The sequence below is a fragment of the Methylorubrum salsuginis genome, assembly GCF_900114375.1.
In the GTDB taxonomy this organism is placed as follows: Bacteria; Pseudomonadota; Alphaproteobacteria; order Rhizobiales; family Beijerinckiaceae; genus Methylobacterium; species Methylobacterium salsuginis.
The window spans coordinates 100885-124100 of record NZ_FOSV01000013.1; the positions used below are offsets into that span (position 1 = coordinate 100885).

Consider the following 23216-nt stretch of genomic DNA (forward strand, 5'->3'; position numbering starts at 1 on the left):
TGCGAGGGCACGCTCCGGCACGAAGCTTGAGCGTTCCCTCATAAAAGCCTCGCGGGAAGCCGTGCGCGATTGTGGCGCTCATGCTTGTCGGGCGACAGTCGTCCCAAGGCCCGCCGGGTGGGCCACGAATGCCAATTCATAAGGGCTTGGGGAATGACATTGCGCGTATTGCGCGGCAGTTTGATCGCATCGGCTGCGTTGCTGCCCGGACAGGTGATGGCTCAGCAGGCCGTGACGCTGGACGAGATCAGCGTCGTCTCGAACACACCGGTCGCGGCACCGCGCCGGATCGTCGCCGCGCCGACCGCCTCGGGCGCACCGCGTGAGCTGACGGTGCTCGACGGCATCGATCGCAACAAGGTGCCGCACAACACCAGCGTGCTGACCGCGAACGACGTGAACCGCGTCGGCTTCCCGAGCGTGGTTCGCTCGCTCGACGAACGGGTCGCCTCGATCAGCATCAACAACGCCCAGGGCAACCCCTTCCAGCCGACGATCACCTATCGCGGCTTCGAGGCCTCGCCCCTCGGCGGCTCGCCGCAGGGTGTCGCGGTCTACGTCAACGGGGCGCGCTTCAACACCTCGTTCGGCGATACGGTGCAGTGGGACCTGATCCCCGACATCGCCGTCGACCGGATCGAACTGGAAGGCTCCAACCCGGCCTTCGGCCTCAACGCGCTCGGCGGCTCGCTTGCCGTCTCGCTCAAGAACGGCTTCACCTACCAGGGCAGCGAGATCAATCTGCTCGGCGGCTCGTACGGCCGCGGCGCGGTGGCGTTCCAGCACGGCCAGCGCGTGGACAATGTCGGCCTCTACGTCGCCGGCAACGTGCTCGGCGAGCGGGGCTGGCGCAAGCATTCGCCCTCCCGCCTCAACCAGATCTACGCCGACCTCGGCGTCCTGGCCGAGAAGGGCGAGTTCCACTTCAACGTGATCGGCGCCAGCAACAGCCTCACCGGCAACGGCACCGCGCCGGTGGAATTGCTGCAGGTGAAGTACAACGACGTCTTCACCTATCCCGACCAGACCAAGAACGACTTCCTGCGCTTCCAGTTGTCGGGCACCTATGACGTCACTCCGACGATCAGCGTGCAGGGCAACGCCTATTACGGCGTGTTCAAGCAGCGCACCGCCAACGGCGACGCCGCCGACGTGGAGAACTGCGAGGCGGACGAGCGCTTCCTGTGCTCCGAGGGTGCCGACGACGAGCAGTTCTTCCTGCGTGACCGCACCGGCGCCCGGGTCCGGGCCAACCGCATCCGCACGTTCGATTTCGGCTCGGTCAACCCGGCCTTCGCCGACCGGTTCGACGAGGGCGGCCCCTACGCCTTCCTCAACCAGACCCGCACCGACACCGACAATTTCGGCGCCACGATCCAGACCACGGTGCGCGAGACGCTGTTCGGCCTGCCGAACCGGTTCGTCATCGGCGGCTCCTATGACGGCGGCCGCACCCGGTTCAACGCGGACAACTCGATCGGCGGCCTGACCTTCGACCGCGGCTTCGCCGCCCCCGGCATCGTCGTTTCCAGCGACGACGGCATCATCACCCCGGTCTCGGTGCGCTCCTCGAACGATTACGGCGGCATCTACTTCTCGAACGTCACCGACCTGACCGACCGCCTGACCCTGACGCTGCAGGGCCGGTTCAACATGGCCCACATCGTCCTGCAGGATCAGATCGGCACCGCGCTCAACGGCGATCACTACTACCAGCGCTTCAATCCCGGCGTCGGCCTCGCCTACAAGGTGATCCCCGACTATCTCAACGTCTACGGCGGCTACTCCGAGGCCAACCGCGCCCCGACCCCGGCGGAGCTCTCCTGCGCCGATCCGACGGCGCCGTGCTCGCTCACCAACTTCTTCGTCGGCGATCCGCCGCTGAAGCAGGTCAAGGCCCGCACCGTCGAGGCCGGCATCCGCGGCCGCATCCCGCAGCCCGACGATTGGTTCGGCGGCATCCTGTCCTACAAGGCGGGCTTCTTCTCGACCCGCAACGACGACGACATCCTGTTCGTGCCGGCCCCCGACACGATCGGCCGCGCCTATTTCCGCAACGTCGGCTCGACCAAGCGACAGGGCGTCGAGGCGAGCCTCTACTACACCACCCCGAAATGGTCGGCCTTCGTCGACTACGCCTATGTCGATGCGACCTTCCAGTCGCCGATCGAGCTCGCGGCGCCCGGCAACCCGTTCAACAGCGCGGGCGGCGACGAGAGCGGCTTGGTCCAGGTCCGTCCGGGCAACCGTCTTCCCGGCGTCGCACCGCATCAGGTCAAGTTCGGCTTCAACTACCAGGTCACGCCGGAATGGCGGATCGGCGCGCTCGGCCGCTTCGCCACCGGCAAGTTCCTAGTCGGCGATCCGTCCAACCTGAACCGGACCACCGGCGACTACGCGGTGTTCGGCTTCAACACGGCCTACCGCGTCTCGGAGAACATCGAGATCTACGGTTACGTCGAGAACGCCCTCAACCGCCGCTACTCGACCTTCGGTACCTTCTCGCCGGTGGACGAGGTTCCGATCGTGGCGGTGCCGAACGCCTCGATCAACCGCAGCCTCGCGCCGGGCGCGCCGATCGCCGGCTTCGGCGGCCTGCGTATCCTGTTCGCCCCGCCGCCCCCTGCCCCGCCGGTGGAGCCGCTGATCCGCAAGGGCTGAGGCCGGATACCGGGCCGGATTCCGGGACCGCCGCGGCGGTCCCGGCGACGGCGACGACCCATCGAGAGGCGCGACGCCGGGCCCCCGGCGCCGCGCCTCTCGCGTTTTCCGGCTTTCATCGGGCCGCGATGAAACCGTACGGCGCCGTACACGTTCTCCTGGGAATCCAGCCCGAGCCAATTGCCAAATTTTCCCGGGTGGGTTACGCAAGATCGCCGGCCGGGACGACGGATGCGCGACGCGCGCCAGGGCCTCCGGCCAGCCCGTTTGCCGACTCGCCCGGCTCACCGCCGGGCTCTTCGACCAGGAGACAGATCCAACATGGCGTTCCGCCTTTCCCATGCCGCCCTCCTCGCGCTCGCGCTGGGCGCCGCCGCCCCGGCCTTCGCCGCCCCGTCGATGACCAAGGTCGACGTCGCCGCCTTCGATCCGGACAAGGACGGCACGATCGATCTCAAGGAGGCTCAGGCCGCCGCTTCGGCCGCCTTCGACAAGCTCGATCCGGATAAGGACGGCACCCTCGACGCCAAGGAGCTGGCTGGCCGCATGAGCGCCGCCGACCTCAAGCAGTTCGATCCGGACAGCGACGGCACCCTCGACAAGAAGGAGTACCTCGCGGCGGTGGCCGGCCAGTTCAAGGCCGCCGACCCGGACAACGACGGCACCATCGACGCCAAGGAGCTGTCGGGCCCGGCCGGTTCGGCCCTCGTCGCTCTGATGCGCTGAGACCGAGCACTCGCTCGACGAGAGGGCGCGGACCGCGAGGTCCGCGCCCTTTTTCGTGCACGCAAGCGCGCAGGGGGCGTAGCGTCGCAGGCCTGAAACTTCCCCGGGGTTCGGCAGCTTTCTCGGCACCCGGTCGGCGCGCGCGCCGGCCTTCGCTTCCCGGAGACAGCACCTGATGCGTATCGCCCTCGGCCTGCCGGCCGCCCTCGCCTTCCTCGTCGCGGCCGGCCCCGCCCTCGCCGTGACCTGCAAGGACGACATCTCCGCGGTCGAGCGGCGGCTCAACAGCGCCGGGGCCGAGATGGTGACCGGCAAGGAGCCGCCCGGCGGCCCGACCAGCTCGAACTCGCCGATGGCCCTCGACAAGCCGCCGGAGGGCAAGCCGTCCGATCCCGCCACCAAGCCGACCAAGGCCGGCATCGAGGAGGCCCGCAAGCTGCTCGCCACCGCCAAGGAGCAGGACAAGGCCGGCAAGGAAACCGAGTGCCAGAATACGATGACGAAGGTGAAGGAGGCGGCGGGCGCGCTGCCGTAACCGTCTCGTCGTTCTCATGGGAAAGGCCCGGAGCCGTAGAGTTCCGGGCTTTTCTCTTTGGCGAAGCTACCGCGCCATCGCCTCGCGGACGCCCGCCCGCTTCAAATCGGACGGTGCGGCCACCGATCGACCTTAAGGATTCGGATCGTATGAACTGTTCGGTTGCGTGTAGATAGCGCGTGCAGGACCGCTGATGCTGTTGCCGTAAATCTTGCAGCCCCTTGACGCGACGCCGTCGGCATCCTGGCGCAAGGAGATACCGAGGCGCGGGTCGTTCGTCAGAGTGCGCGTCCTAATAACGTTGTTGGCCACGCGACCTCCGATGGCACCGCGCAGATCGATACCAGCGATCTCGTTGCCGCTCCTCGTCCCGGTCGGCGTCTGGCCATCGGGAACATCGTAGCCGAACTCGCCGATCGTCACATTTTCGACGACAGGATTCTTTCCGTAGATCACGATAGGCCGTCCGCGGATGTTGCTGATCTGTCCGCCAAGGACCCGGGTTCCCGTGCCGTGATTGTTCGGGATATTATCAGTATTGCTTCCGATAATGCCATTCTGACAATTAGCGATCATGAAGTTTTCGACCGTTAGGCCGACATAATTGCGCTTGACGGCGATCCCGTTCCCACACCGCGCTGCACCCCCTCCTCTCACGAGGCCCGACTGTCCGGCACCGTCGTAGACATCATGAGAGCCATTGCCCGAGAAATATAGTAGGCAGTCAAAAAATCCGGCGCCCCTTACATTGAATACACGCTCATTCAGGCAGTAATGCGTTGTTAAGAATGTGTCTGCACCAACTATGCCACCGAACGGGTCCGACCCACCTTCGGCAACAATATCTGCGATATATGGGTTAGCATATCCAAATATATCGAATACGCTAATATCAATACCGTTGTAATCGGACGTTTTTAGAACGTTACAGTTGAATTTCCCACCAACAAAGCTCAGAGCTATGTTTGGATTAAGAACAGTCTCGCTATTGATATTAAAGAAACTAAATAATGCTCCGGACGCCTTTTTTAATCCCCCCGACAATGAAAGTCGCGTCCGGATCACAGGCGATGTCGATCGATCGCGGTTGATTTGGATTGTTGTAGACACAGCGGTTCGCATCGACCACGAACCCGGAATAGGTGCGAAACGGATAATTGCCGGGCGGAACATAGATCGCGGTCGAGGCCCCTTCATTCACGGCGGTTTGGAATACGGGCGTCCAGTCGGCCTGTGCTTCGGTCTTGGTCCTCATCTCCCGGGCGCCGGCAAATTCATCGATCGACCGGCGGGCCGTGGCAGCCTTCACGATGGCGGGCGCGGCAGGGAGGAAGGCCGCCGCGAGGGCCCCGGTGAGCATATGCCGTCGAATGAGCTTCATGAGGAACGTCTCTCCTTTTCAGGGCGCGCAGTCAGATTCTTCGGTGTTCATCTCGAAGCGTGCAGCTCTACGCGAGAATGCGGGTGCCAAGTCTTATATAAGGCGCCTTGCTCTTCATCGAATCGCCCGTCGCAACCGAGACGGGCACATCATAGGTCCTTACTTCTCATTGCACTACTGCTAATATTCGATTTTTAGCTGCGCTAAAAAAATAGTTTGACAATGGGAATGGCTCGGGACGGAGCCGAGCTGAAGGTACGGCCCATGACAAAACTTCAGGTCGAAGCGTCAGGGATGTCGGCGGCCCGTCCACTCCGGGAGGGACATCCTGCGACGGCGTCAGGATCGCCCCCCGCCGATCCGGTTCCTTCTGGACAACCTCACGGCGCCTGCCATGTCGGCACGTCGGCGGTCGCTTTCCATCGTCGTCGCGCGGCGGAGCAGGCGCGGCTCGCAACCCGTCGGACCGCGCCGACAACGCAGTCGAGGAGCGCCCTCCCGATCATGCGGAGCGCTGGATTGCATCGGTTTCACCCCGCAATGACGGGGCACGGTTTCAATATGCGCTGTCGGTCTTCAGCAGGGCCAGCGGCGTGGTGGCGAGAATCTTCAGGTCGAACAGGATCGACCAGTTCTCGATGTAGTGCAGGTCGTGCTCGACACGACGCTGGAGCTTTTCGCTGGTGTCGGTCTCGCCGCGCCAGCCGTTGATCTGGGCCCAGCCGGTGATGCCGGGCTTGACCTTGTGGCGGGCGAAGTAGCCGTCCACCACCTGATCGTAGAGCGTGTTGGCGGCCTTGGCCTGGAGGGCGTGCGGCCGGGGTCCGACCAGCGAGAGGTCACCGCGGATCACGTTGAAGAGCTGGGGCAGCTCGTCGAGCGAGGTCTTGCGGATGAAGCGCCCGACCGGGGTGACGCGGGAATCGGTCTTGGTGACGAGGCGCGCGGCGCCGGCATCGCACTGATCGACATACATCGAGCGGAACTTGAACACCTCGATCAGCTCGTTGTTGAAGCCGTAGCGCTTCTGCCGGAACAGCACCGGACCGGGCGAGGTGAGCCGCACCGCCAGCGCCACGCCGAGCATCACGGGCGAGAGCGCCAGCAGCAGGCCGAAGCCGACGAAGCGGTCGAACAGCCCCTTGGTGATCACGTCCCAATCGGCCAGCGGCTTGTCGAACACGTCGAGCAGCGGCACGCTGCCGAGATAGGAATAGGCGCGCGGGCGCAAGCGAAGCTTGGTCGCGTGCGCCGACAGGCGGATGTCGACGGGCAGCACCGAGAGCTTGGCGAGCATCTGCAGGATGCGCGTCTCCGCCGAGATCGGCAGGGTGAACACCACGAGATCGACGCGGTTGCGGCGGGCGAAGGCGACGAGGTCGCTGACGTTGCCGAGCTTGGGGTAGCCCGCCACGGTGTCGGTGGCGCGGTCGTCGCCGCGATCGTCGAACACCCCGACGATGCGGATGCCGCTCTCGGGGCCCGCCGCGTGGAGCGCGCCGATCAGCTCCTCGGCAACCGCGCCGCCACCGACGATGGCGGTGCGGCGGTCGAAGCGCCCGCGCGACATCTGCACCCGCACGAAGCTGGCAAGCGCCGCGCGGCCGAGCATCAGCGCGGCGAGGCCGGCGGCGAAGAAGCCGATCAGCCAGACGCGCGAGTAATGGTCGGACACCTTGGCGAGCACCATCGCGGCGGCCACCATCAGAAAGGCGAGCGACCAGCCGGCGACGAGCTTGAGGGCGGTCTTGGGCAGATGGCGGAAGGCGCCGATCCGGTAGCAGCCGGACGCCTGGAACAGGCCGACGGCGGCCAGCGTCACCGCGAAGATCGCGGCGGGGTAGCGCGGGGCCAGCGGCACCTTGCCGTGAAGCAAGGCGAGGTGGAGGCCAAAGCCGATCAGCAAGAGACCGCCGCATTCGGCGAGGCGGACGCATCCCGCCAGCACCACCGGCGACAGCCAGGGGCTGGCGGGCGGCGGGGGAGCGCTGTCCGGGCTGGAGCCGGCCCCGGTCTCACCGAGGGCGAGCGGCGGCGGAACCGGTGTCGTGGCGCCGGCTTGCCCGGCCGCCTTCAGCAGGTCGCGGACGTCGATGGCACTCATGGCGGACTTCCACAAAGGATGCGCGGGAAGGTTTCGAAATCGGGGGCCGGACCGGTCCCCAAGGGAGGGTCAGGCGGCGGCCGGGGCCGGCTGCGCCGCAGCGGGGCGCGCCGCCATCGCGGCGGCGTAGCCGCACAGCACGTCGGCCCCCATGCGGTTCATGGAGAAGCGGGCCCGCACGGAGTCGCTCAGCGCCTTGGCCCGCCCGTCGCGGGTCTCGGCCGGCTCGTCGAGGATGCGGGCGATGGCCCCGCTGAGCGCCCTGACGTCGCGGGGCGGCACGAGGCCGCCCGAGAAGGCGCCGAAGATCTCGGGGATGCCGCCGACATTGGTGGCCACCAGCGGCTGGCAGGCGGCGGCGGCCTCCAGCACCACGTAGGGCAGCGATTCGGCGAGCGAGGGCACCACCATGACCCGGCCGCGGCCGAGAACCGGCCGGATCGGCTGGGGCGGCTCGAAGGCGATGGCGTCGCGCACGCCGAGTTCGTCGGCGAGGCGCGTGAGGCTGTCGGTGTCGGGGCCTGAGCCGACCATCAGCAGCCGTAAGCGGCGGCCCTCGGCCTTGAGGCGCGAGAGCGCCTGCAGCAGGTACGGCAGGCCCTTCGCCTCGCGCAACTCGCCGACATAGACGAGGTCGAACGCCGCCGCGACGGTGCCGACCGGTTCGAATTCGGACGCGGCGATGCCGTTATGGACGATGCGTGCGAGACGCTCCGGCCCACCCGCATAGATGCGATGGCGGGCGGCCACGAACTCGCTCTCGAACAGAAAGACGTCGGTCGCTCGGGCGAGCAGCCGTTCGATGCCCATGTAGAGCCGGTGCAGCGGCGTGCCGGGGCGGTAATTGTAGCTGCCGCCGTGGGGCGTGTAGGCGCGGATCGGGCCGCCCTGAACGGGGCAGAGCCTCGCGTAGACGCCGCCCTTGGCGCCGTGGCCGTGCAGCACGTCGGCACCGACTTCCCGCACGCGCTGCCGCACACCCATCAGCGCCGCGGCATCGGAGACGAGGTGCGGATTGCGCCGCATCGGCAGACGCACGACGCCGAGCGCCAGATGCGGCGCGAGGTCGGCGAGCGCCCTCTCGGCGCGTTCGCCGCCGGTATTGGCGTCGCAGACGATGCCGACCCGATGCCCGGCCTCGGCCTGGATGCGGGTGAGATCGACGACGTGGCGGAACAGCCCGCCGACGGGGGCGCGGAAAACATGGAGGATGCGCAGGCTCTCCCCCGTCCGGCAGGGATTGGGCGAGACGCCCGGCAGATCGACGGCGAGCGGCTCGGAGGCCAATCGGGGCGGTGCGACGCCCGGAGCGAAGGTGGCGACCACGGTTGAGCAATCTCCGCGGGGGGGACGGCCCAAGACGGGCGCCCGATGGACGGACGATTGCGCGCAAGGGGTCAGCGGCGGGTTAAGGGAACCGGCGCAATGCCGGCTCACCCACGGCCGCGGGCCGTCGGGGCGGTGTTTTGTCGGGTTGGGTTAGGCATCGGTGAACGATGGAGTCCCGCGGCGCTGGCTTGGCGGCGGGTCGTTTTCTTAACGTCAAGTGTCGGTGCTCGCCCCCACAGCCTCCCGGTGCGATCCCTCCCGTCACGCGACGGTCGTCGATCAGAAGAACCTTTCCTTGATCACGATCGTGTCGCCGGGGCGCACCGGGTACGACATCGGCACGATGCCGTTGATCAGCCCGCCCGGCCCGTCGCGGGTCAGCACCGCGTAGTCGCGAGCAGCGCGCGGGCCGAAGCCCGCCGCGATCGCGACGGCCGATTCCACCGTCATGCCGTTGACGTAGGGATACTGGCCCGAGGTGGTGACCTCGCCCAGGATGTAGAACGGCCGATAGGCATCGACCTCGACGGTGACGTGGGGCTCGCGCACGTAACCGGAGGAGAGCTTCGCCTCGATCGTCCGGGCCGCCTGGGCCGTGCTCTGCCCGCCGACCTGCACCGTTCCGATCAACGGCATGGCAATCCGCCCCGCCCCGTCCACGGCGTAGATGTTGGACAGGTTGTCCTGGCCGAAGACGATGACCCGGAGCTTATCGCCCGCCGCCAGCGTGTAGCGGCTGCCGATGGAGCCGGTGCCGGTCGCATCGAGATCGGCCGTCCGGAAGTCCGGACGCAGGCAGCCGCCGAGCGCGAGCACGGTCGGAAGGCCGAGGAGAAATGCGCGCCGATGCATCGTCATCGCCGTTATGGTGAATCTGAAGCCCCCGTCTAAACCGCCATGGTTAATGAACCCTGACGCGCCGGCTGAAGACGGCGGATGAGCCGAAGATCTTAACCTGCGGGAAACCTTAACGGGTTCTATTGAGGCCATGGGGATCGACGGCCTCGATCCCGGCCCTGCTTTGCGTGAAGACTGACCATGCCTCGCCTCAGGCCGCCGACCGACCCCGTCGCCTCCAGTGAGGCCCTCCGCGCCACCGGGGACGGCCTGTCGGTGTCGCAGATGCTCTCCGTCCTCGGCCGGTCCTGGGCCTGGATCGCGGTGCCGACGCTCGCCGTGGCCCTCGGCTCCGGGGTCTTCGTGCAGGTCGTCGCGCCGCGCTACACCGGCGAGGCCAAGGTGCTGTTGGAGAGCCGCGACCCGGCCTTCGCCCGCACGGCGGCCGAGCGCGGCGAGCCGGCCGCGCCGATCGACGAGCAGGCGGTGGCGAGCCAAGTGCAGGTGGCGATGTCGCGCGACCTCGCCCGGCAGGCGATCCGCAGCCTCAAGCTCGTCGGCAATCCCGAATTCGACCCGCAGGCGGCGGGCGTATCCCCGCTCCAGCGCGCCCTGATGGTGCTCGGCGTCGCGCCCTCGCCGATGGAGCGCTCGCCCGAGGACCGGGTGCTCGACAATTACCTGGACCGCCTGCTGGTCTATCCGGTCGGCAAGTCGCGCATCCTCGCCATCGAGTTCAAGTCGCGCGATCCGGAACTGGCCGCCCGCGGCGCCAACACCGTCGCCGACCTCTACCTCGCCTCCCTCGCCGCGGCTTCGGTCGACACCGCGCGCTACGCCTCGACCTGGCTCGGCAACAACATCGAGGCCCTGCGGGCGCGGGTGGCCGAGGCCGAGGCCAAGGTCGAGACGTTCCGTGCCCAGAACGGCCTGATCGGCACCGGCTCGACCGCGAGCCAGCCGCTCTCGGGCCAGCAGCTCTCCGAACTGTCGAGCCAGCTGACGCAGGCCCGCACCATCAAGGCCGACCTCACCGCCCGCGCCAAGCTCCTCAAGGACATGATCAAGGACGGGCGCGCCTTCGAGATCCCGGATGTCGCCAACAACGAGTTGATCCGGCGCACCGTGGAGAGCCGCATCACCCTGCGGGCTCAGCTGGCGCTCGAATCCCGCACGCTGCTGCCCGCGCATCCGCGCATCAAGGAGTTGACCGCGCAGCTTCAGGATCTGGAGAGCCAGATCAAGGCCGCCGCCGATCGCGTGGTGCGCACGCTCGAGAACGACGCCAAGATCGCCGGCGCCCGGGTCGAGAGCCTGCAGGCGGCCGTCGACGGCCAGCAGGACGTGGTCGCCAAGGGCAACACCAGCGAGGTGCAGCTCCGTGCCCTGGAGCGCGAGGCGAAGTCTCAGCGCGAGCAGCTCGAATCCTACCTGTCCCGCTACCGCGAGGCCGCCGCGCGCGATGCCGAGAGCGCGACCCCGGCGGATGCCCGCGTCGTCTCCCGCGCGGTGACGCCGGAACTGCCCTCCTTCCCCAAGAAGGTGCCGATCGTCGCCTTCGCGACGCTGCTTGCCTTCCTCCTGTCGTCCGCCGCCGTCATCGGCCGGCACCTGCTCAAGACCCCGCCCACACCCCGGCCTCTCCGGCTCGAGGCGGAGGACGAGTTGCCGCCGGATCACTTCCCCGATCCCGAGGGGCCGCGCCGCCGCGCCCCCGAAGCCGCGCCGATGCCGGCGTCCGCCGCCGAGCGGTTCGCCCCGGCGCTCGCCTTCGCCAACTCCCTGCGGGCGACCGCCACCGTGCAGCAGCCGTTCTTCGGCGGCGCGCAAGGCGTCGCTCCGGTCGCCCCGTTCTCCGGCGCGCGTCCCGCGGGCTCGATCGACCTCGAGCGGCTGATCGAGCGGCTCGGCTCCGCCAAGACCGGTGAGGGCAGCTGCATCCTCGTGATCGAGACCGAACAGGAGCACTCCGAGCCGGGCCTCACCGCCGAGCTGGCCCGCGCCTTGAGCCCGCGCGCCCGTACCCTTCTGGTGGACGTCAACGGGAATGTCGGCGGGGCCGCAGGCCCCGGCCTGACCGACCTGGTCGCGGGCGAGGCCGCCTTCCTCGACGTGATCCAGCCGGTGCGCGGCTCGCGCTTGCACAGCGTGCGGCGCGGCCTCACCGAGCGCGAGGTGCTACTGGAGGAGCCGCAGGCGCTCGCCATCGCGCTCAACGCCATGACGCAGAGCTACGATTGGGTGCTGTGCCGCCTCGACGCCTCGGGCTCCGAGGCCGGCGAATTGATCGAGGCCTGCGGCCCCTGCGCCGACTCGATCGTCATCGCGTCCAACGAGGCCCCCGACGCCCCGGCCCTCGTGACGCTCTATCGCCTCGCCCGCGAAACCGGCGCCGCCCAGGTGCTCGTCGCCCAGGACCGCGAGGGCGCGCTCCGCCGGGCGCCGCGTGACGCGCCGCTGGAAGAGACGCCGCTGCGGCTTTCGGCCTGAGGACGATACGCTCGAACCGAGCGAGGCGGATCGATCCCGCATCGACACGGCTCCGCCGACAGTGCGGTGAAACCGAGCGGACAAGGCGGGAGATGTCGGGCGCTTCGGCAACGCGGGGCGGCGGGCGCCGCCGGACGCACGGAGCAGGACCGTCGGTCCGGTTCCGTGCCGCTTGGCATCAGACGCCTCTCGATCCGCGTGACCCGTTCGGCGATCGAATGCCCTGAGGGGGAAACGATGGCTCCGCGTGCCGGCGAGCGCTCACGGCACGGCTGCCCATCGACGTGGCGCCTCACCCTCGATGTGCTCGGTTCCTTTGCCGCGTCGGCTCTTCCCGTAGGCCCGTCCCCGCTTTTCGGACGGAGGCTCCAGCCGGGAGCTTCTCCTGTCGGCTCTCCTGAGAGCCGATGCCCGTGTGCGGGCCGGGCCTCCGGACCCGCGCTTCGGTCGTTTCGTGCAGGACTGAGCGACACGGGCCGATACCGGAACGCCTGCGATAGGGTCTGTGCGGGGCTGCGTCGGCGGTTCGATCGGAAAATCCGGCCGACGCACGGCGTTGCAGCCTCCACCGATCCTTCGCCGATCCTTGGCCGATCCTTGGCCGATCCTTGGCCACGAATTCCGGCCTACGCAGGCTTGCCTCCCGCGCGCCCGTGTCACCACGGACCGGAAGGCCGGCGGGGAGGCTGCGCGGCAACCGACCGCTCGGCGACGACCAACCTTGCTCCGGCGAGAGCCCGCCTCACCCCGGCGGGGTCGCCCCCGGCGCCTCGGCACGGGGGGCCGGGGACTCGGTGCCGCGTTCGGGAACCGCAGTGTCGGGGTAGCGCTTGCGGTATTCAGTGAGGAAGGCCGCCAGCGTCTCGGCCTTGGTCGCCTTGAGCGCGGCGTCGCGGAAGGCGGGACTGCGGGCGGCGTCGGGGCGGGTCAGCATGGCGAAGGTGCGGGCATCCGCGCTCTCGGCCATCAACCCTGAGAACTTCGCCTTCAGCCGCTCCAGCCCGAGCCCCTCCCCGGCCAGCCCGTAGGCGATGGCCGCGCGGATCACGTCGGCCTGCGCCGCGTCGTCGAGGGGCTTGCCCGAACGCCAGGCCGGCCCGAGCAGGAGTTCGTGCGCCTCGCCGGCCTCGCGCCAGCGCCGGGCCGCCCACAGGATGTCGGCGCGCAGCCGGTCGGCGTCGGTACCGGTTTCGCCCTCGACGGTTTCGAGCGCCAGATCGGTGCGCGACAGATCCGACAGGGCGCGGGCCCGCAACAGGGCACGGGCGCGGCGCACGTCCTCGGGCAGGCCGGGAAGGTGCGTGGCATCGAGGGTGGCAAGCGCCTCCAGGGGCTTGCCCTCCATCAGCCGGATGGTGGCGAGCCGGGCCGAGACCGAGGCGCGGGCCGGGCCGGTGAGGCGGCGCTCGATCTGGTATTGCAGGAGCTCGTCGGCGGAATCGAGCAGGTCGAGGGCGACGAGCCGGTCGGCGAGGCGACGCACGATCTCGTCGGCTCGACGCCCCGGCGGGGCGAAATCCTTGAAGTCGAAATAGAGCGCCAGCGCCTCGACCCCGCCGAGCTTCTCGCCGCGGGCACCGAGGAACAGGTCCTCGAACGCCGTCTGGGCGTGCTCCTGAAGGGATCGGATCGCCGGGGCTTCGGGAGCCAGGGCGGTGCCGCGCCGCGCGGTGGTGAACACCTTGCGCCAGCGGCCGGCCTCCTCGTAGAGGCCGCCGAGGGCGGCGAGCGTACCGATCTCGGTCGGCCCGCCATGCCACGTGAGTTGGAGTCCCTCCAGCCGGTCGATGGCGTCGGGCAGGGTCGTCTTGCCGAGCATGTGGCCGAGCGCGGTCGCCCGCAGGGTCGCCGCCGCGGCGACCGGCCAGGCCGACTGGGTGCTCAGCGCCTCGTAGGCGGCGAGCGCCGCGGTGCCACGGCCCGTCGCCTCGTCGATGCGAGCGCGCAGAAGGGTGATCCGGTCGCGAATCTCGTCGCTCGCCCCGCGGCCGGCGGCCGTGAGGGCTCGGGAGGCCTCCTCCCAGTCGCCCAGTTCCACCGCGGTCTCGGCGGCAACGACGTTGAAGCGGGCGGCGACCTCGTCGGGATAGCGCCGCAGCACCCCGCCCCCCGCCTGGAACGCGGCGCGGGCATCGCTCCAGCGCCCGGCCTCGGCGTCGAGCAGGCCGCGCCACAGCCGCGCCTCGGGGTTGGCGACGAGTTGGTTCGCGGTGAGCAGCGGGCGCGCCTCCTGAAGGCGTCCCATCCGGGTGAGCAGGATACCCCGCATCAATCCGGTCATCGGATCGCCCTCGACCACCACGTCGTCGGCGGCGGCGGTCGTCAGGGCGCCCAGCGCCTCGGCGTCGAGGCCGTTGGCCATCATGGTCCGGGCCAGCGCCACCTGGGCGGCACCCCGATCGCGGCGGCTCGCCTCGGCGACCTGATTGTATCCCTCGCGCAGGGCGGTGCGCACGTCCCCGCGCCGCGCCCGCTCCCAGGCGTCGCTGTCGATGACGAGGTCCGACACGGCGCCGACCGGTGGATCGGGCGCGCGCGGGGGACCGGAAGCGGCCGCGACGTTGTCCGAGCCGGAGACGGCCATGCCGCCCTCGCGGCCGATCGCGACGCCGTCGAGATCGGGCCGGACCGTCAGGTCGTCGGCGAGCGCCAGCACCGCGAGCCCGACCCGGCTCGGGATCAGCTCGAATTCGACGAAGCGCTGCGCCTTGGCGACCGCCGCCCGCTTCAGGCCGTCGGCGGTGACGACGGCGATGCGCTCGCCGTCGAGGTCGAGCCAGCCCGCGGGACCGGCGCCGGGCAGCCGCACGGCAACGCCGATGCGCTCGCGCTGGCCCTGGCGCCTCTGCGCCGTCAGGCTCTCGCTCGCGACCGTGCCGTCGCCCGAGGCGAGTTCCCACCCGTCCGGCTCGGTGACCGGGAACAGATCGACGAGGCGGCCGGCGGGCTTGGCGAAGCGCAGCACGGTGAAGCCGCCGCTGCGGGACGGCTCGCCCAGGGCGACGAGATCGGCCGGAGCCTTCGCAGGCAGCACCACCGGATCGGTCGTGGCGAAGACCAGCGTGACGACGCCGCCGCGTTCGAACAGGGCCGCCGGCACCCGCTTCTGGAACGGGAAGACGAGGCCGGCGCCGGCCTTGGGCAGGGCGGGCGGCGCGACGCGTGGCGGCGCGACCACGGGCGCCGCCTCCCCGGCCTTGGCGGGGGGCGGGGCCGGGGCGGCCGCGGCCTCCCGAACGGCAGGCAGCGCGGGCGCCGGCAGCGGCTTGGTCAGAAGATCGACCGTGAGGATGTCGCCGTCGCGGGCGGTCAGGACGGTGACGCCGTCGGCGGGCGTGACCAGGAGATGCGCCTCCTTGTCGTCGGCATCCACGGCGACGTGACCGAGCGCCGGATCGAAGCGCCCGCGCAGGCTGCGGTCGTCGATGCGCCATACCCCCGGCAGCGTCAGCCGGGTGGCCGTGCCTTGTGGGGTGAAGGCGGCCTCGGTGCCCTCGGGAAGGGCGAGGCTCAGTCGCGTGCGCTGGGGGTTGTGCGACAGTTCGAGGGAGAGCGTACGCCGGGCCGGGAGCGGGTTGCGGGCCTTGAGCTGGGCTTCCGCCGCGGCGGCCCGGCGGGCGAGGTCGGCCACCACCTCCGGCGGCAGCGGCGGCGGGAAGCCGCTCCAGCTCTCGGGCAGAAGGTCGATGAAGACCTGCTCGGCAGCATCCTGCACGTTGATCCGGTAGCCGCGCTGAAGCGCGAGGCGCATCGCCGCGCCGTCGGGATCGCGCCGCACCGCCGAGACGTAATCGGGCATGCCGGCGGCGATCCTCTCGGGGCCGGCGGAGACCGCCTCGCCGAAGCCGAGCACCAGCACCGTACCGGATTGCCGGGCCTTCACCGACACCGGCGTGTCGAAGGTGAGAACGATGCGGCCGTAGCCCTCGGCCTGGCTGCCCTTGGCCGAGACGAGCTTGGCGGCTTCGGCGCCGAGCGCGGTCAGGCACAGGCCGAGCGCGAGCCCGGCCCGCAGGAACGTCCTGCCCGGTCGATGACGCGATGCCCGACCGAACCCTCCCTGCATCGCCCCCGCCCACACTCGCGGCGGCGCCGACCCCAACGGGCTCGTGCCGCCGAACGCCACTCGTGCCGGGCAGTCTCGCCCAACGCGGTGAATGGGCGCTTAAGGCGGCGATGGGCGAGAACGCTTTCCGACGAAGCGGAGACCGGTTCGTCGGAAAGCGCGGCACACCAAAGGCTTGGAGATTCGTCCCAACCTCAAGCTGTGAGGCACAGCTCTAAGAGGCCTTGCGCAGCACGAGGCCGGGGATGCTGGTGCCCTTCTCGCCGAACAGCTCGGCTGCCTTCCGGCAGCTCTCCTCGACGTTCTTCCGATAGGCCTCGGTGTAGCTCATGCTGCGCATGAGCAATTCGCCCTTCGAGATCGCGTCGAGATCGACGCCCATGGCGGCGACGACCGACTTGAAGCGCTCGTAGTCGGGCCGCACATCCTGGCAGGACTCGCCGACGAAGCGGATCAATCCGGCGAGCTTGGCCGCATTGGCCTGCTGCCGGTTCGGCTCCGGTTGGGCGGCATCCTTCGGGGCCTCCGCAGGCGTCTCCTTCGGAGCGACCTGGGTGGCGTCCTTCGGAACCTCCTGTGCGCCCGCGGCGAGCGGCAGCGCGAGTAGGAAGGCCGCGGCGGCGGCGCGATGTCTCATGGGTGCTTTCCTCCTTCGAGCCCGCCCGATCATGTCGCGTCGGGTCGCAGCTCTCGGCCGATGGGTGGATGCGCCCACCCTCACCGAAGCGGCGAGGCGGGCTCCGGAGCCTCTTCAAGGGCTTGGGTCCGGTCATCCGCGTCCGCCCCATGTGCCAACATACGATTCGATTGGCGAGGGGCAGGCTCGGGAGCGCGGCCTTAGGAATGCCTCATAAAACGCGGGCCGGGCCGTCGCCCGTCCTCAACCGACATCGAGGCGTCGCCCGCGATTCCAGGCCAGGAACGGCACGCCGGACAGAAGGCTCGCCAGGGCCGCTTCGGTCTGATGCAGCCCGTTCACCGAGACCCGCGGTAGGGCGTGGAGATGAGCGGCGTGCCCGGCGAAGAGGTGGCCCGGCCGCGTCGTGACGGCGGTCGTGAAGCCGAGGTCGCGGGCGAGCGCGAAGTCGCGGGCCCCCGCCGAGGTCGGATCGCCGACCGGATAGGACAGGTGGCGCACGCAGCCTCCGGTCTCGGCCTCGATCCGGCTTCGACTCTCGGCCAGTTCGCGGCGGGCGAAGTCGGCATCGTGCTTGGCGAGCATCGGATGCGAGAGCGTGTGCGCCCCGATCGTCACGGCAGGGTCGCGGGCGAGCGCGCGGAGTTCGTCCCAGGTCAGGCACAGCTCCGCGGCCACCGTTCCGGGTTCGAGGCCGGCGCGGCGGCACAATCCGGCGATCTCTTCCAAGAGCACCTGTTCCGGCCCGGCCCGCAACGTCCGGTAGGCGGCCTCGAACGCGGCGCTCTTCTCCCGGCCGCTCCGCGCCTGGCAATCGAGGCCGCTCGCGAGCGTCACCCGGTCGAGGCGAGCGACCGCACGCTCCAATTCGATCCACCACAGGCGCCCGCCCTGGTCGGCGAAATCGCCCGTCACGAACAGCGTCCACGGCGCGCCGTGCCGCGCCAGCACCGGCCGGGCGTGGATGAGGTTGTCCCGATAACCGTCGTCGAAGGTCAGCACCACGAAGGGACGGCGCGGCGCCGGATCCGCGAGGCGCTCGGGCAGATCGTCGAGCCCGACGATCTCGAAGCCGCGATCCTTCAGCCGGGTCAGCGTCCGATCGAGGAAGGCCGGGGTGATCGACAGGAGCGCGTTCGGGGCGAAGGCTTCGGGTGGCTCGGGCCTGACGTGGTGGAAGGTCAGGATGATGCCACGCCCGCGGGCGAGGGGCGCGAGCCAGCGGTCGGCCCCGAGCGCGGTGATCGCGGCGAATCCGGCGCGGAACAGACGGTGGCGGGACGAGGACATGGGCCGCATCGTAACGGCGCCCCGACAAGCATTCGTTACCCATCGCGGCGGATCGACGGTGCGCGTCAACCGTCGCTTGAGGGAATCGCGGCGAGGGTCAGGTCCTTCGCTTCGGCCGCGCGCTGGCCGGCGGCGCAGCCGGGATCGCCCCCAGGGATCACCTATCATGACGGCACTCGCCGAGACTCTGGGTCGGACCGAACGCGACGGGGCCGCCCCCCGCGATGGACTGACCGTCGAGGTCGTTCGCGATCTGGCGGTCGTCGAAACCGCATGGCGGGCACTGGAAGCCGACCCGGCGGCGCTGATGACGCCGTATCAGCGCATCGACTGGGTCCGGGCCTATGTCGGCGCCGGGATCGAGACCGGCGACGAGACGCTGGTGCTCCTCCTGAAGGACGAGGCTTCGCGCCCGCGTCTGCTGATCCCGCTCGCGGTCGGGCGCCTCGGGCCGCTGCGGATCGCGCGGATGATCGGTGATCGCCACGCCAACTTCCATATGCCGCTCTTCGCCTGCCGCGAGGCGGCGGCGATGCGCCCCGAGGCACTGGCCGAGGCGCTGGTGCGGGCCGGGCGCAAGGCCGGGATCGACGCGTTCCGGTTCGGCCATCAGCCGCGCTTCTGGGACGGGGTGCCGAACCCGCTGAGCCGCGGCGGCCTGCCCGCGCCGAGCGACGCCTACGGCCTGATGCTCGGCCCCGACGCGGAGGCGACCCTGCGGCGCGTCTTCAGCGGCGATGCGCGCAAGAAGGTGCGGGCCAAGGAACGCAAGCTGGTCGAGGTCCTGGGACCGGTGCGCCACCGCGTGGCGACGAACGCCGAGGAGGCGGCGGAGATCCAGGCGGCGTTCTATGCGCAGAAGGCGGCGCGCTTCGCCGCGCTCGGCATCGCCGACGCCTATGCCGATCCGGCGGTTCGCCGCTTCGTCGCCGCCGCCACGGCCCCCGGCGCCGAGGGGCGCGGGCCGGCGATCGAGGTGCATGCGCTGGAGACCGAATCCGGCCGGGTGCTCGCCACCTTCGGCGGGGCGGTCGATGCCCACCGCTTCTGCGGAATGTGGACCTCGTTCGACACCGATCCCGAACTCGGCCGCTTCAGCCCCGGCGAGATCCTGCTGCACCGGCTGATCGGCGATCAGTCCGCCCGCGGGCGGCGGGCGCTCGACCTCGGCGTGGGCGAGGCGAGCTACAAGGCCAAGACCTGCGACGAGACCATCGAACTCGTGGAGTCCGTGGTGCCGGTGAGCGCCGCCGGCCATCTCTTCGCCCTGGCCGCCGGAAGCGCGGTGCGATTGAAGCACCGCATCAAGCGCTCGCCCCGGCTGTTCGCCGCAGCGCAAAGGCTGCGGCGCCTGGGGCGGGGCTGACCGTTCAGTACCGACCCCGCGCCCGCAGCGCGTCCACGCTCCAGGGCCCCGGGCCGGCGAAGGCGATGTAGAGGAAGACGAAGCAGTAGAGGATCGCCGCGTCTCCCCCGTTCAGCGCCGGATAGAGGCTCTTGGGCGCGTGGCCGAGGAAGTAGGCGAAGGCCATCTCGCCCGACAGGACGAAGGCGACCGGGCGGCTGAACAATCCGATCAGGAGGAGCGCGCCGCCGACGAGTTCGAGCACGCCCGCGATCCACGGCAGGCTGAACATCGCCGGGTTCATGGTGCTGGCCGGGAATCCCAGGATCTTCTGCGTGCCGTGCGCCATGAAGATCAGCGCCGAGACGATCCGCAGGACGCTCAGCATGCGGGGCGCCCAGGAGGCGGTGGTGGTCGTCAGGTCCATCGTCGGTCTTTCGGTTCGGTTCGCCCCGTTCAGCTTCCGTAGCTCTGAACGAGCGAACCCGCCACCAGCGTCCAGCCATCGACGAGCACGAAGAAGATCAGCTTGAACGGCAGCGCCACGGTCGCGGGCGGCAGCATCATCATGCCCATCGCCATCAGCACCGAGGCGACGACGAGATCGATGATCAGAAACGGGATGAACAGGAGGAAGCCGATCTCGAAGGCGCGTCGAAGCTCCGAGATCATGAAGGCGGGCGTCACGATCTCAAGCCCGATCGCCTCCGGCCCCGCGGGCGCGGGCTGGCGCGCCATGTCGAGGAAGAGCTTCAGGTCCTTCTCGCGGGTGTTGCGCAGCATGAAGGTCTTGAACGGGGCGGACGCCCGCTCGAACGCCTGCGACTGGCTGATCCGGTTGGCCAGAAGCGGCTCGATCCCGGCGGTGTAGGCCTCCCGCGCCGTCGGGGCCATCACGAAGGCAGTGAGGAACAGGGCGAGACTCGTGACGACGGCGTTGGGCGGGGCGGTCTGCGTGCCGAGGGCCGAACGCAGGATCGACAGCACCACGACGATGCGGGTGAAGGCGGTCGCCATCACCAGAACCGAGGGCGCCAGCGCCAGGACGGTGACGAGGGCGACGAGTTGCAGCGCCCGCTCGGTCGTCCCGCCCGCGCCGAGATCGAGGGTGACGCTCTGCGCCCACGCCGCACCGGCGCTGCCCGCGACGAGCAGCGCGGCCAGCGCGGCGGAACGGATTCGATTCGACCGGATCATCGCGGGCAGCACCGTGGGACGCGGCTCCCCACCGGACAAGCCCGCCTCAGATCTCGCCGTCGCCGACGACGCCGGCCTCGTCCTGCGCCTGGAGCACGGCGGGGCGGGGCATCGAGATGATGTTGTAGCCCGAATCGACGAAATGGACCTCGCCGGTCACGCCGCCCGAGAGGTCCGACAGGAGGTAGAGAGCGGAATTGCCGACATCCTCCAGCGTCACCGTGCGGCGCAACGGGGCGTGCGCCTTCTGGTGATTGTACATGAGGCGGGCATCCGCGATGCCGGCGCCTGCCAGCGTCCGCATCGGGCCGGCCGACAGCGCGTTCACCCGTACGCCGTCGGGGCCGAGATCGGTGGCGAGGTAGCGCACCGAGGCTTCGAGGGCGGCTTTGGCCACGCCCATCACGTTGTAGTTCGGCATGACGCGGGTGGAGCCGGCATAGGTCAGCGTCAGCAGGGCGCCGCCGCGGGGCATGCGCGCGGCCGCGCGCTGGGCGATCTCGGTGAAGGAGAAGCACGAGATCGTCATCGTCCGCGAAAAGTTCGCCCGCGTCGTCACGTCGACGTAGCGGCCCTTGAGCTGCGACTTGTCGGAGAAGCCGATGGCGTGGACGATGAAGTCGATCCCGTCGGGGAAGCGCTCGTCGAGGGCAGTGAACACGGCGTCCACGCTGTCGATGTCCTCGACATCGCAGGGCAGCACGATGTCGGAGCCGACCGAGGCCGCGAGCGGCGTGACCCGCTTGCCCAAGGCGTCGCCCTGATAGGTGAAGGCGAGTTCGGCGCCGTGCCGGTGCAGCGTCTTGGCGATGCCCCAGGCGATCGAGTGATCGTTGGCGACGCCCATGATCAGGCCGCGCTTGCCCGCCATCAACCCTGTCATTCGCTTCAAACCCGTACGCGTTTCAGGTGGGGCGCCTCGGCACCGCCGTTGACGCTTAGCGCGCCGGATGCGGGCCTGTCCACGCACGAGCGAAAACGCGAAGGCCCCGCCCGCTCGCGCGGGACGGGGCCTTCAAGCCGCGTCGGTGATGGTTGTCAGAAGTAGCCGCGCGTGCCGGACTGAGCGTCGTTGATCAGCGTCTGCTTGGCGCGCCAAGCCACGCTGGCGACGACAGCGACGCCGGTCACACCAAGGAATGCGAGTAAACCGATCATGAAGTGATCCTGGCTACGTTCCCATTAACGCCACTTTAACGGCGTGGTTCCGCAGCCTCTTCAATGGAGGGCCGAGCCTAAGCTCGGCCGTATGTTCGCAGTTGCGAAGTCTCGTCTGGGCAGTGCGACGAGAACCTTGGCTGGAGAATGCTCGTCCGTTCAGGCGTCGGGATGCTTGAGAACGAGCGTGGCGTTGGTGCCGCCGAAGCCGAACGAATTCGACATGACGTGGCCGAGTTTGGCCCCGTCGCGCCGCTCGCGCAAGATCGGCATGTCGGCGAAGGCCGGGTCGAGTTCGTCGATATGCGCGCTCTCGCAGATGAAGCCGTTGTTCATCATCAGAAGCGCGTAGATCGCCTCCTGCACGCCGGTGGCCCCCAGCGAGTGACCGGTGAGCGACTTGGTCGCGGAGATCGGCGGGCAGGCATCGCCGGCACCGAACACCTCGCGGATCGCCTCGATCTCCTTGTCGTCGCCGACCGGCGTCGAGGTGGCGTGCGGGTTAATGTAGTCGATCTTCGCGCCCTTCAGCTCTTCCATGGCCTGGCGCATGCAGCGCACGGCGCCCTCCCCCGAGGGGGCGACCATGTCGTGGCCGTCCGACGTCGCGCCGTAACCCGCGACCTCGCCGTAGATCCGCGCGCCGCGGGCTTTCGCGTGCTCCAACTCCTCAAGCACCAGAACGCCCGCACCGCCGGCGATGACGAAGCCGTCGCGGTTCTTGTCGTAGGCGCGGGACGCGCGGGCCGGGGTGTCGTTGTAGCGCGAGGACATGGCGCCCATGGCGTCGAACAGGACCGAGAGCGTCCAGTCGAGATCCTCGCAGCCGCCCGCGAAGATCACGTCCTGACGACCGCCGCGGATGATCTCGGCGGCGTTGCCGATGCAATGGTTCGAGGTCGCGCAGGCCGAGGAGATCGAATAGTTCACGCCGCGGATTTTGAACCAGGTCGCGAGCGTGGCGGACGCCGTCGAGGACATCGCCTTGGGGACGGCGAAGGGGCCGACGCGCTTCGGACCCTTGTCGCGCGCGATCGCCGCCGATTCGACGATGGTACGGGTGGAGGGGCCGCCCGAGCCCATGATGATGCCGGTACGCTCGTTCGAGACCTCGTTGGCCTCCAGCCCCGCGTCGCGGATCGCCTGATCCATGGCGACGTGGTTCCAGGCGGTGCCGCCGCCGTGGAAGCGCATGGCGCGACGGTCCACCGCCTCCTCGGCCACGAGGGTCGGCATCCCCGCGACCTGACTGCGGAAGCCGTGCTCGGCCTGGGACTCCGAGCGCGCGATCCCGGAGCGGGCCTCGCGCAGGGACGCCAGGACTTCCTGGGTGTTGTTGCCGATGGACGAGACGATGCCCATCCCGGTGATGACGACACGCCGCATGGTGGCTCGGGCTTGCTGCGCCGCGGACGCGCGGCACTTCGTTAACGGGTCAACTAGGATGACCCGCGATCAAT

Annotated in this window: 17 protein-coding genes; 5 read left to right on the plus strand and 12 right to left on the minus strand. The window is 69.5% G+C overall.

Annotated elements, in window-relative coordinates; genetic code table 11:
- Positions 1-159: 159 nt before the first annotated feature.
- From BM140_RS16010 to BM140_RS16020, 3 genes are all read left to right on the plus strand, one after another.
- On the plus strand, positions 160-2661 hold the full coding sequence (locus tag BM140_RS16010) for a TonB-dependent receptor domain-containing protein (RefSeq protein WP_091948487.1): 2502 nt from the start codon (positions 160-162) through the stop codon (positions 2659-2661).
- Between the two features lie 321 nt (positions 2662-2982).
- On the plus strand, positions 2983-3387 hold the full coding sequence (lanM, locus tag BM140_RS16015; protein WP_091948391.1) for a lanmodulin LanM: 405 nt from the start codon (positions 2983-2985) through the stop codon (positions 3385-3387).
- A gap of 175 nt (positions 3388-3562) precedes the next feature.
- The gene (locus BM140_RS16020) at positions 3563-3922 is read left to right on the plus strand and encodes a hypothetical protein (RefSeq protein WP_091948394.1); all 360 of its coding nucleotides are present in this window, start codon (positions 3563-3565) and stop codon (positions 3920-3922) included.
- A 132-nt stretch (positions 3923-4054) separates the two neighbouring features.
- Here the strand turns inward: BM140_RS16020 and BM140_RS25460 are convergent, their stop codons facing one another.
- The 5 genes from BM140_RS25460 to BM140_RS16040 form a co-directional block, all read right to left on the minus strand.
- Entirely contained in the window at positions 4055-4987 is a 933-nt protein-coding gene (locus BM140_RS25460) for a hypothetical protein (RefSeq protein ID WP_165616476.1), read from the minus strand.
- Complete coding sequence (locus BM140_RS16025) at positions 4926-5303, minus strand: hypothetical protein (protein ID WP_131803855.1); 378 nt, start codon at positions 5301-5303, stop codon at positions 4926-4928. The genes BM140_RS25460 and BM140_RS16025 overlap by 62 nt, the downstream gene beginning before the upstream one ends.
- A gap of 556 nt (positions 5304-5859) precedes the next feature.
- Positions 5860-7407, minus strand: coding sequence for an undecaprenyl-phosphate glucose phosphotransferase (locus BM140_RS16030; protein ID WP_091948400.1), 1548 nt, complete (start codon positions 7405-7407; stop codon positions 5860-5862).
- 69 nt (positions 7408-7476) lie between these two features.
- Positions 7477-8667 (minus strand): glycosyltransferase family 4 protein, encoded by a 1191-nt coding sequence (locus tag BM140_RS16035; RefSeq protein WP_244535459.1) that lies wholly within the window; start codon positions 8665-8667, stop codon positions 7477-7479.
- 348 nt (positions 8668-9015) lie between these two features.
- Positions 9016-9594 (minus strand): polysaccharide biosynthesis/export family protein, encoded by a 579-nt coding sequence (locus tag BM140_RS16040; RefSeq protein ID WP_091948403.1) that lies wholly within the window; start codon positions 9592-9594, stop codon positions 9016-9018.
- Positions 9595-9774: 180 nt separating this feature from the next.
- Here BM140_RS16040 and BM140_RS16045 point away from each other — a divergent pair, with 180 nt between their 5' ends.
- Positions 9775-12063 (plus strand): GumC family protein, encoded by a 2289-nt coding sequence (locus BM140_RS16045; protein ID WP_091948406.1) that lies wholly within the window; start codon positions 9775-9777, stop codon positions 12061-12063.
- A 742-nt stretch (positions 12064-12805) separates the two neighbouring features.
- Here the strand turns inward: BM140_RS16045 and BM140_RS16050 are convergent.
- From BM140_RS16050 to BM140_RS16060, 3 genes are all read right to left on the minus strand, one after another.
- Positions 12806-16129 carry a hypothetical protein gene (locus BM140_RS16050; RefSeq protein WP_091948410.1) on the minus strand — a complete coding sequence of 1108 codons (3324 nt, stop codon included), beginning with the start codon at positions 16127-16129 and terminating at the stop codon, positions 12806-12808.
- Between the two features lie 214 nt (positions 16130-16343).
- Complete coding sequence (locus tag BM140_RS16055; RefSeq protein ID WP_091948412.1) at positions 16344-16766, minus strand: hypothetical protein; 423 nt, start codon at positions 16764-16766, stop codon at positions 16344-16346.
- Between the two features lie 243 nt (positions 16767-17009).
- Positions 17010-18056, minus strand: coding sequence for a polysaccharide deacetylase family protein (locus BM140_RS16060; protein WP_091948415.1), 1047 nt, complete (start codon positions 18054-18056; stop codon positions 17010-17012).
- A gap of 166 nt (positions 18057-18222) precedes the next feature.
- Here BM140_RS16060 and BM140_RS16065 point away from each other — a divergent pair, with 166 nt between their 5' ends.
- Positions 18223-19422 carry a GNAT family N-acetyltransferase gene (locus tag BM140_RS16065; RefSeq protein WP_091948418.1) on the plus strand — a complete coding sequence of 400 codons (1200 nt, stop codon included), beginning with the start codon at positions 18223-18225 and terminating at the stop codon, positions 19420-19422.
- 4 nt (positions 19423-19426) lie between these two features.
- On the opposite strand, the gene BM140_RS16070 is transcribed toward BM140_RS16065, so the two are convergent.
- The 4 genes from BM140_RS16070 to fabB all read right to left on the minus strand — a co-directional run bounded on the left by BM140_RS16070 (position 19427) and on the right by fabB (position 23142).
- A complete protein-coding gene (locus tag BM140_RS16070; RefSeq protein WP_091948421.1) occupies positions 19427-19828 on the minus strand; it encodes a DoxX family protein in 402 nt (133 codons plus the stop codon).
- Between the two features lie 29 nt (positions 19829-19857).
- Entirely contained in the window at positions 19858-20598 is a 741-nt protein-coding gene (gene fliP, locus BM140_RS16075; RefSeq protein WP_091948493.1) for a flagellar type III secretion system pore protein FliP, read from the minus strand.
- A gap of 46 nt (positions 20599-20644) precedes the next feature.
- Positions 20645-21481 carry an enoyl-ACP reductase FabI gene (gene fabI, locus BM140_RS16080; RefSeq protein WP_091948424.1) on the minus strand — a complete coding sequence of 279 codons (837 nt, stop codon included), beginning with the start codon at positions 21479-21481 and terminating at the stop codon, positions 20645-20647.
- Positions 21482-21915: 434 nt separating this feature from the next.
- Positions 21916-23142, minus strand: coding sequence for a beta-ketoacyl-ACP synthase I (gene fabB, locus BM140_RS16085; RefSeq protein WP_091948427.1), 1227 nt, complete (start codon positions 23140-23142; stop codon positions 21916-21918).
- Between the last annotated feature and the right edge of the window lie 74 nt (positions 23143-23216).

Excerpts from the sequence above, each read along its gene's own strand:
- BM140_RS16050 (WP_091948410.1), bottom strand. The coding sequence starts at position 16,129 with ATGCAGGGAGGGTTCGGTCGGGCATCGCGTCATCGACCGGGCAGGACG.
- BM140_RS16045 (WP_091948406.1), top strand. The coding sequence starts at position 9,775 with ATGCCTCGCCTCAGGCCGCCGACCGACCCCGTCGCCTCCAGTGAGGCC.
- BM140_RS16055 (WP_091948412.1), bottom strand. The coding sequence starts at position 16,766 with ATGAGACATCGCGCCGCCGCCGCGGCCTTCCTACTCGCGCTGCCGCTC.
- BM140_RS16025 (WP_131803855.1), bottom strand. The coding sequence starts at position 5,303 with ATGAAGCTCATTCGACGGCATATGCTCACCGGGGCCCTCGCGGCGGCC.
- BM140_RS16070 (WP_091948421.1), bottom strand. The coding sequence starts at position 19,828 with ATGGACCTGACGACCACCACCGCCTCCTGGGCGCCCCGCATGCTGAGC.
- fabI (WP_091948424.1), bottom strand. The coding sequence starts at position 21,481 with ATGACAGGGTTGATGGCGGGCAAGCGCGGCCTGATCATGGGCGTCGCC.
- BM140_RS16060 (WP_091948415.1), bottom strand. The coding sequence starts at position 18,056 with ATGTCCTCGTCCCGCCACCGTCTGTTCCGCGCCGGATTCGCCGCGATC.
- BM140_RS16040 (WP_091948403.1), bottom strand. The coding sequence starts at position 9,594 with ATGACGATGCATCGGCGCGCATTTCTCCTCGGCCTTCCGACCGTGCTC.
- fliP (WP_091948493.1), bottom strand. The coding sequence starts at position 20,598 with ATGATCCGGTCGAATCGAATCCGTTCCGCCGCGCTGGCCGCGCTGCTC.
- BM140_RS16030 (WP_091948400.1), bottom strand. The coding sequence starts at position 7,407 with ATGAGTGCCATCGACGTCCGCGACCTGCTGAAGGCGGCCGGGCAAGCC.
- lanM (WP_091948391.1), top strand. The coding sequence starts at position 2,983 with ATGGCGTTCCGCCTTTCCCATGCCGCCCTCCTCGCGCTCGCGCTGGGC.
- fabB (WP_091948427.1), bottom strand. The coding sequence starts at position 23,142 with ATGCGGCGTGTCGTCATCACCGGGATGGGCATCGTCTCGTCCATCGGC.
- BM140_RS16065 (WP_091948418.1), top strand. The coding sequence starts at position 18,223 with ATGACGGCACTCGCCGAGACTCTGGGTCGGACCGAACGCGACGGGGCC.
- BM140_RS16020 (WP_091948394.1), top strand. The coding sequence starts at position 3,563 with ATGCGTATCGCCCTCGGCCTGCCGGCCGCCCTCGCCTTCCTCGTCGCG.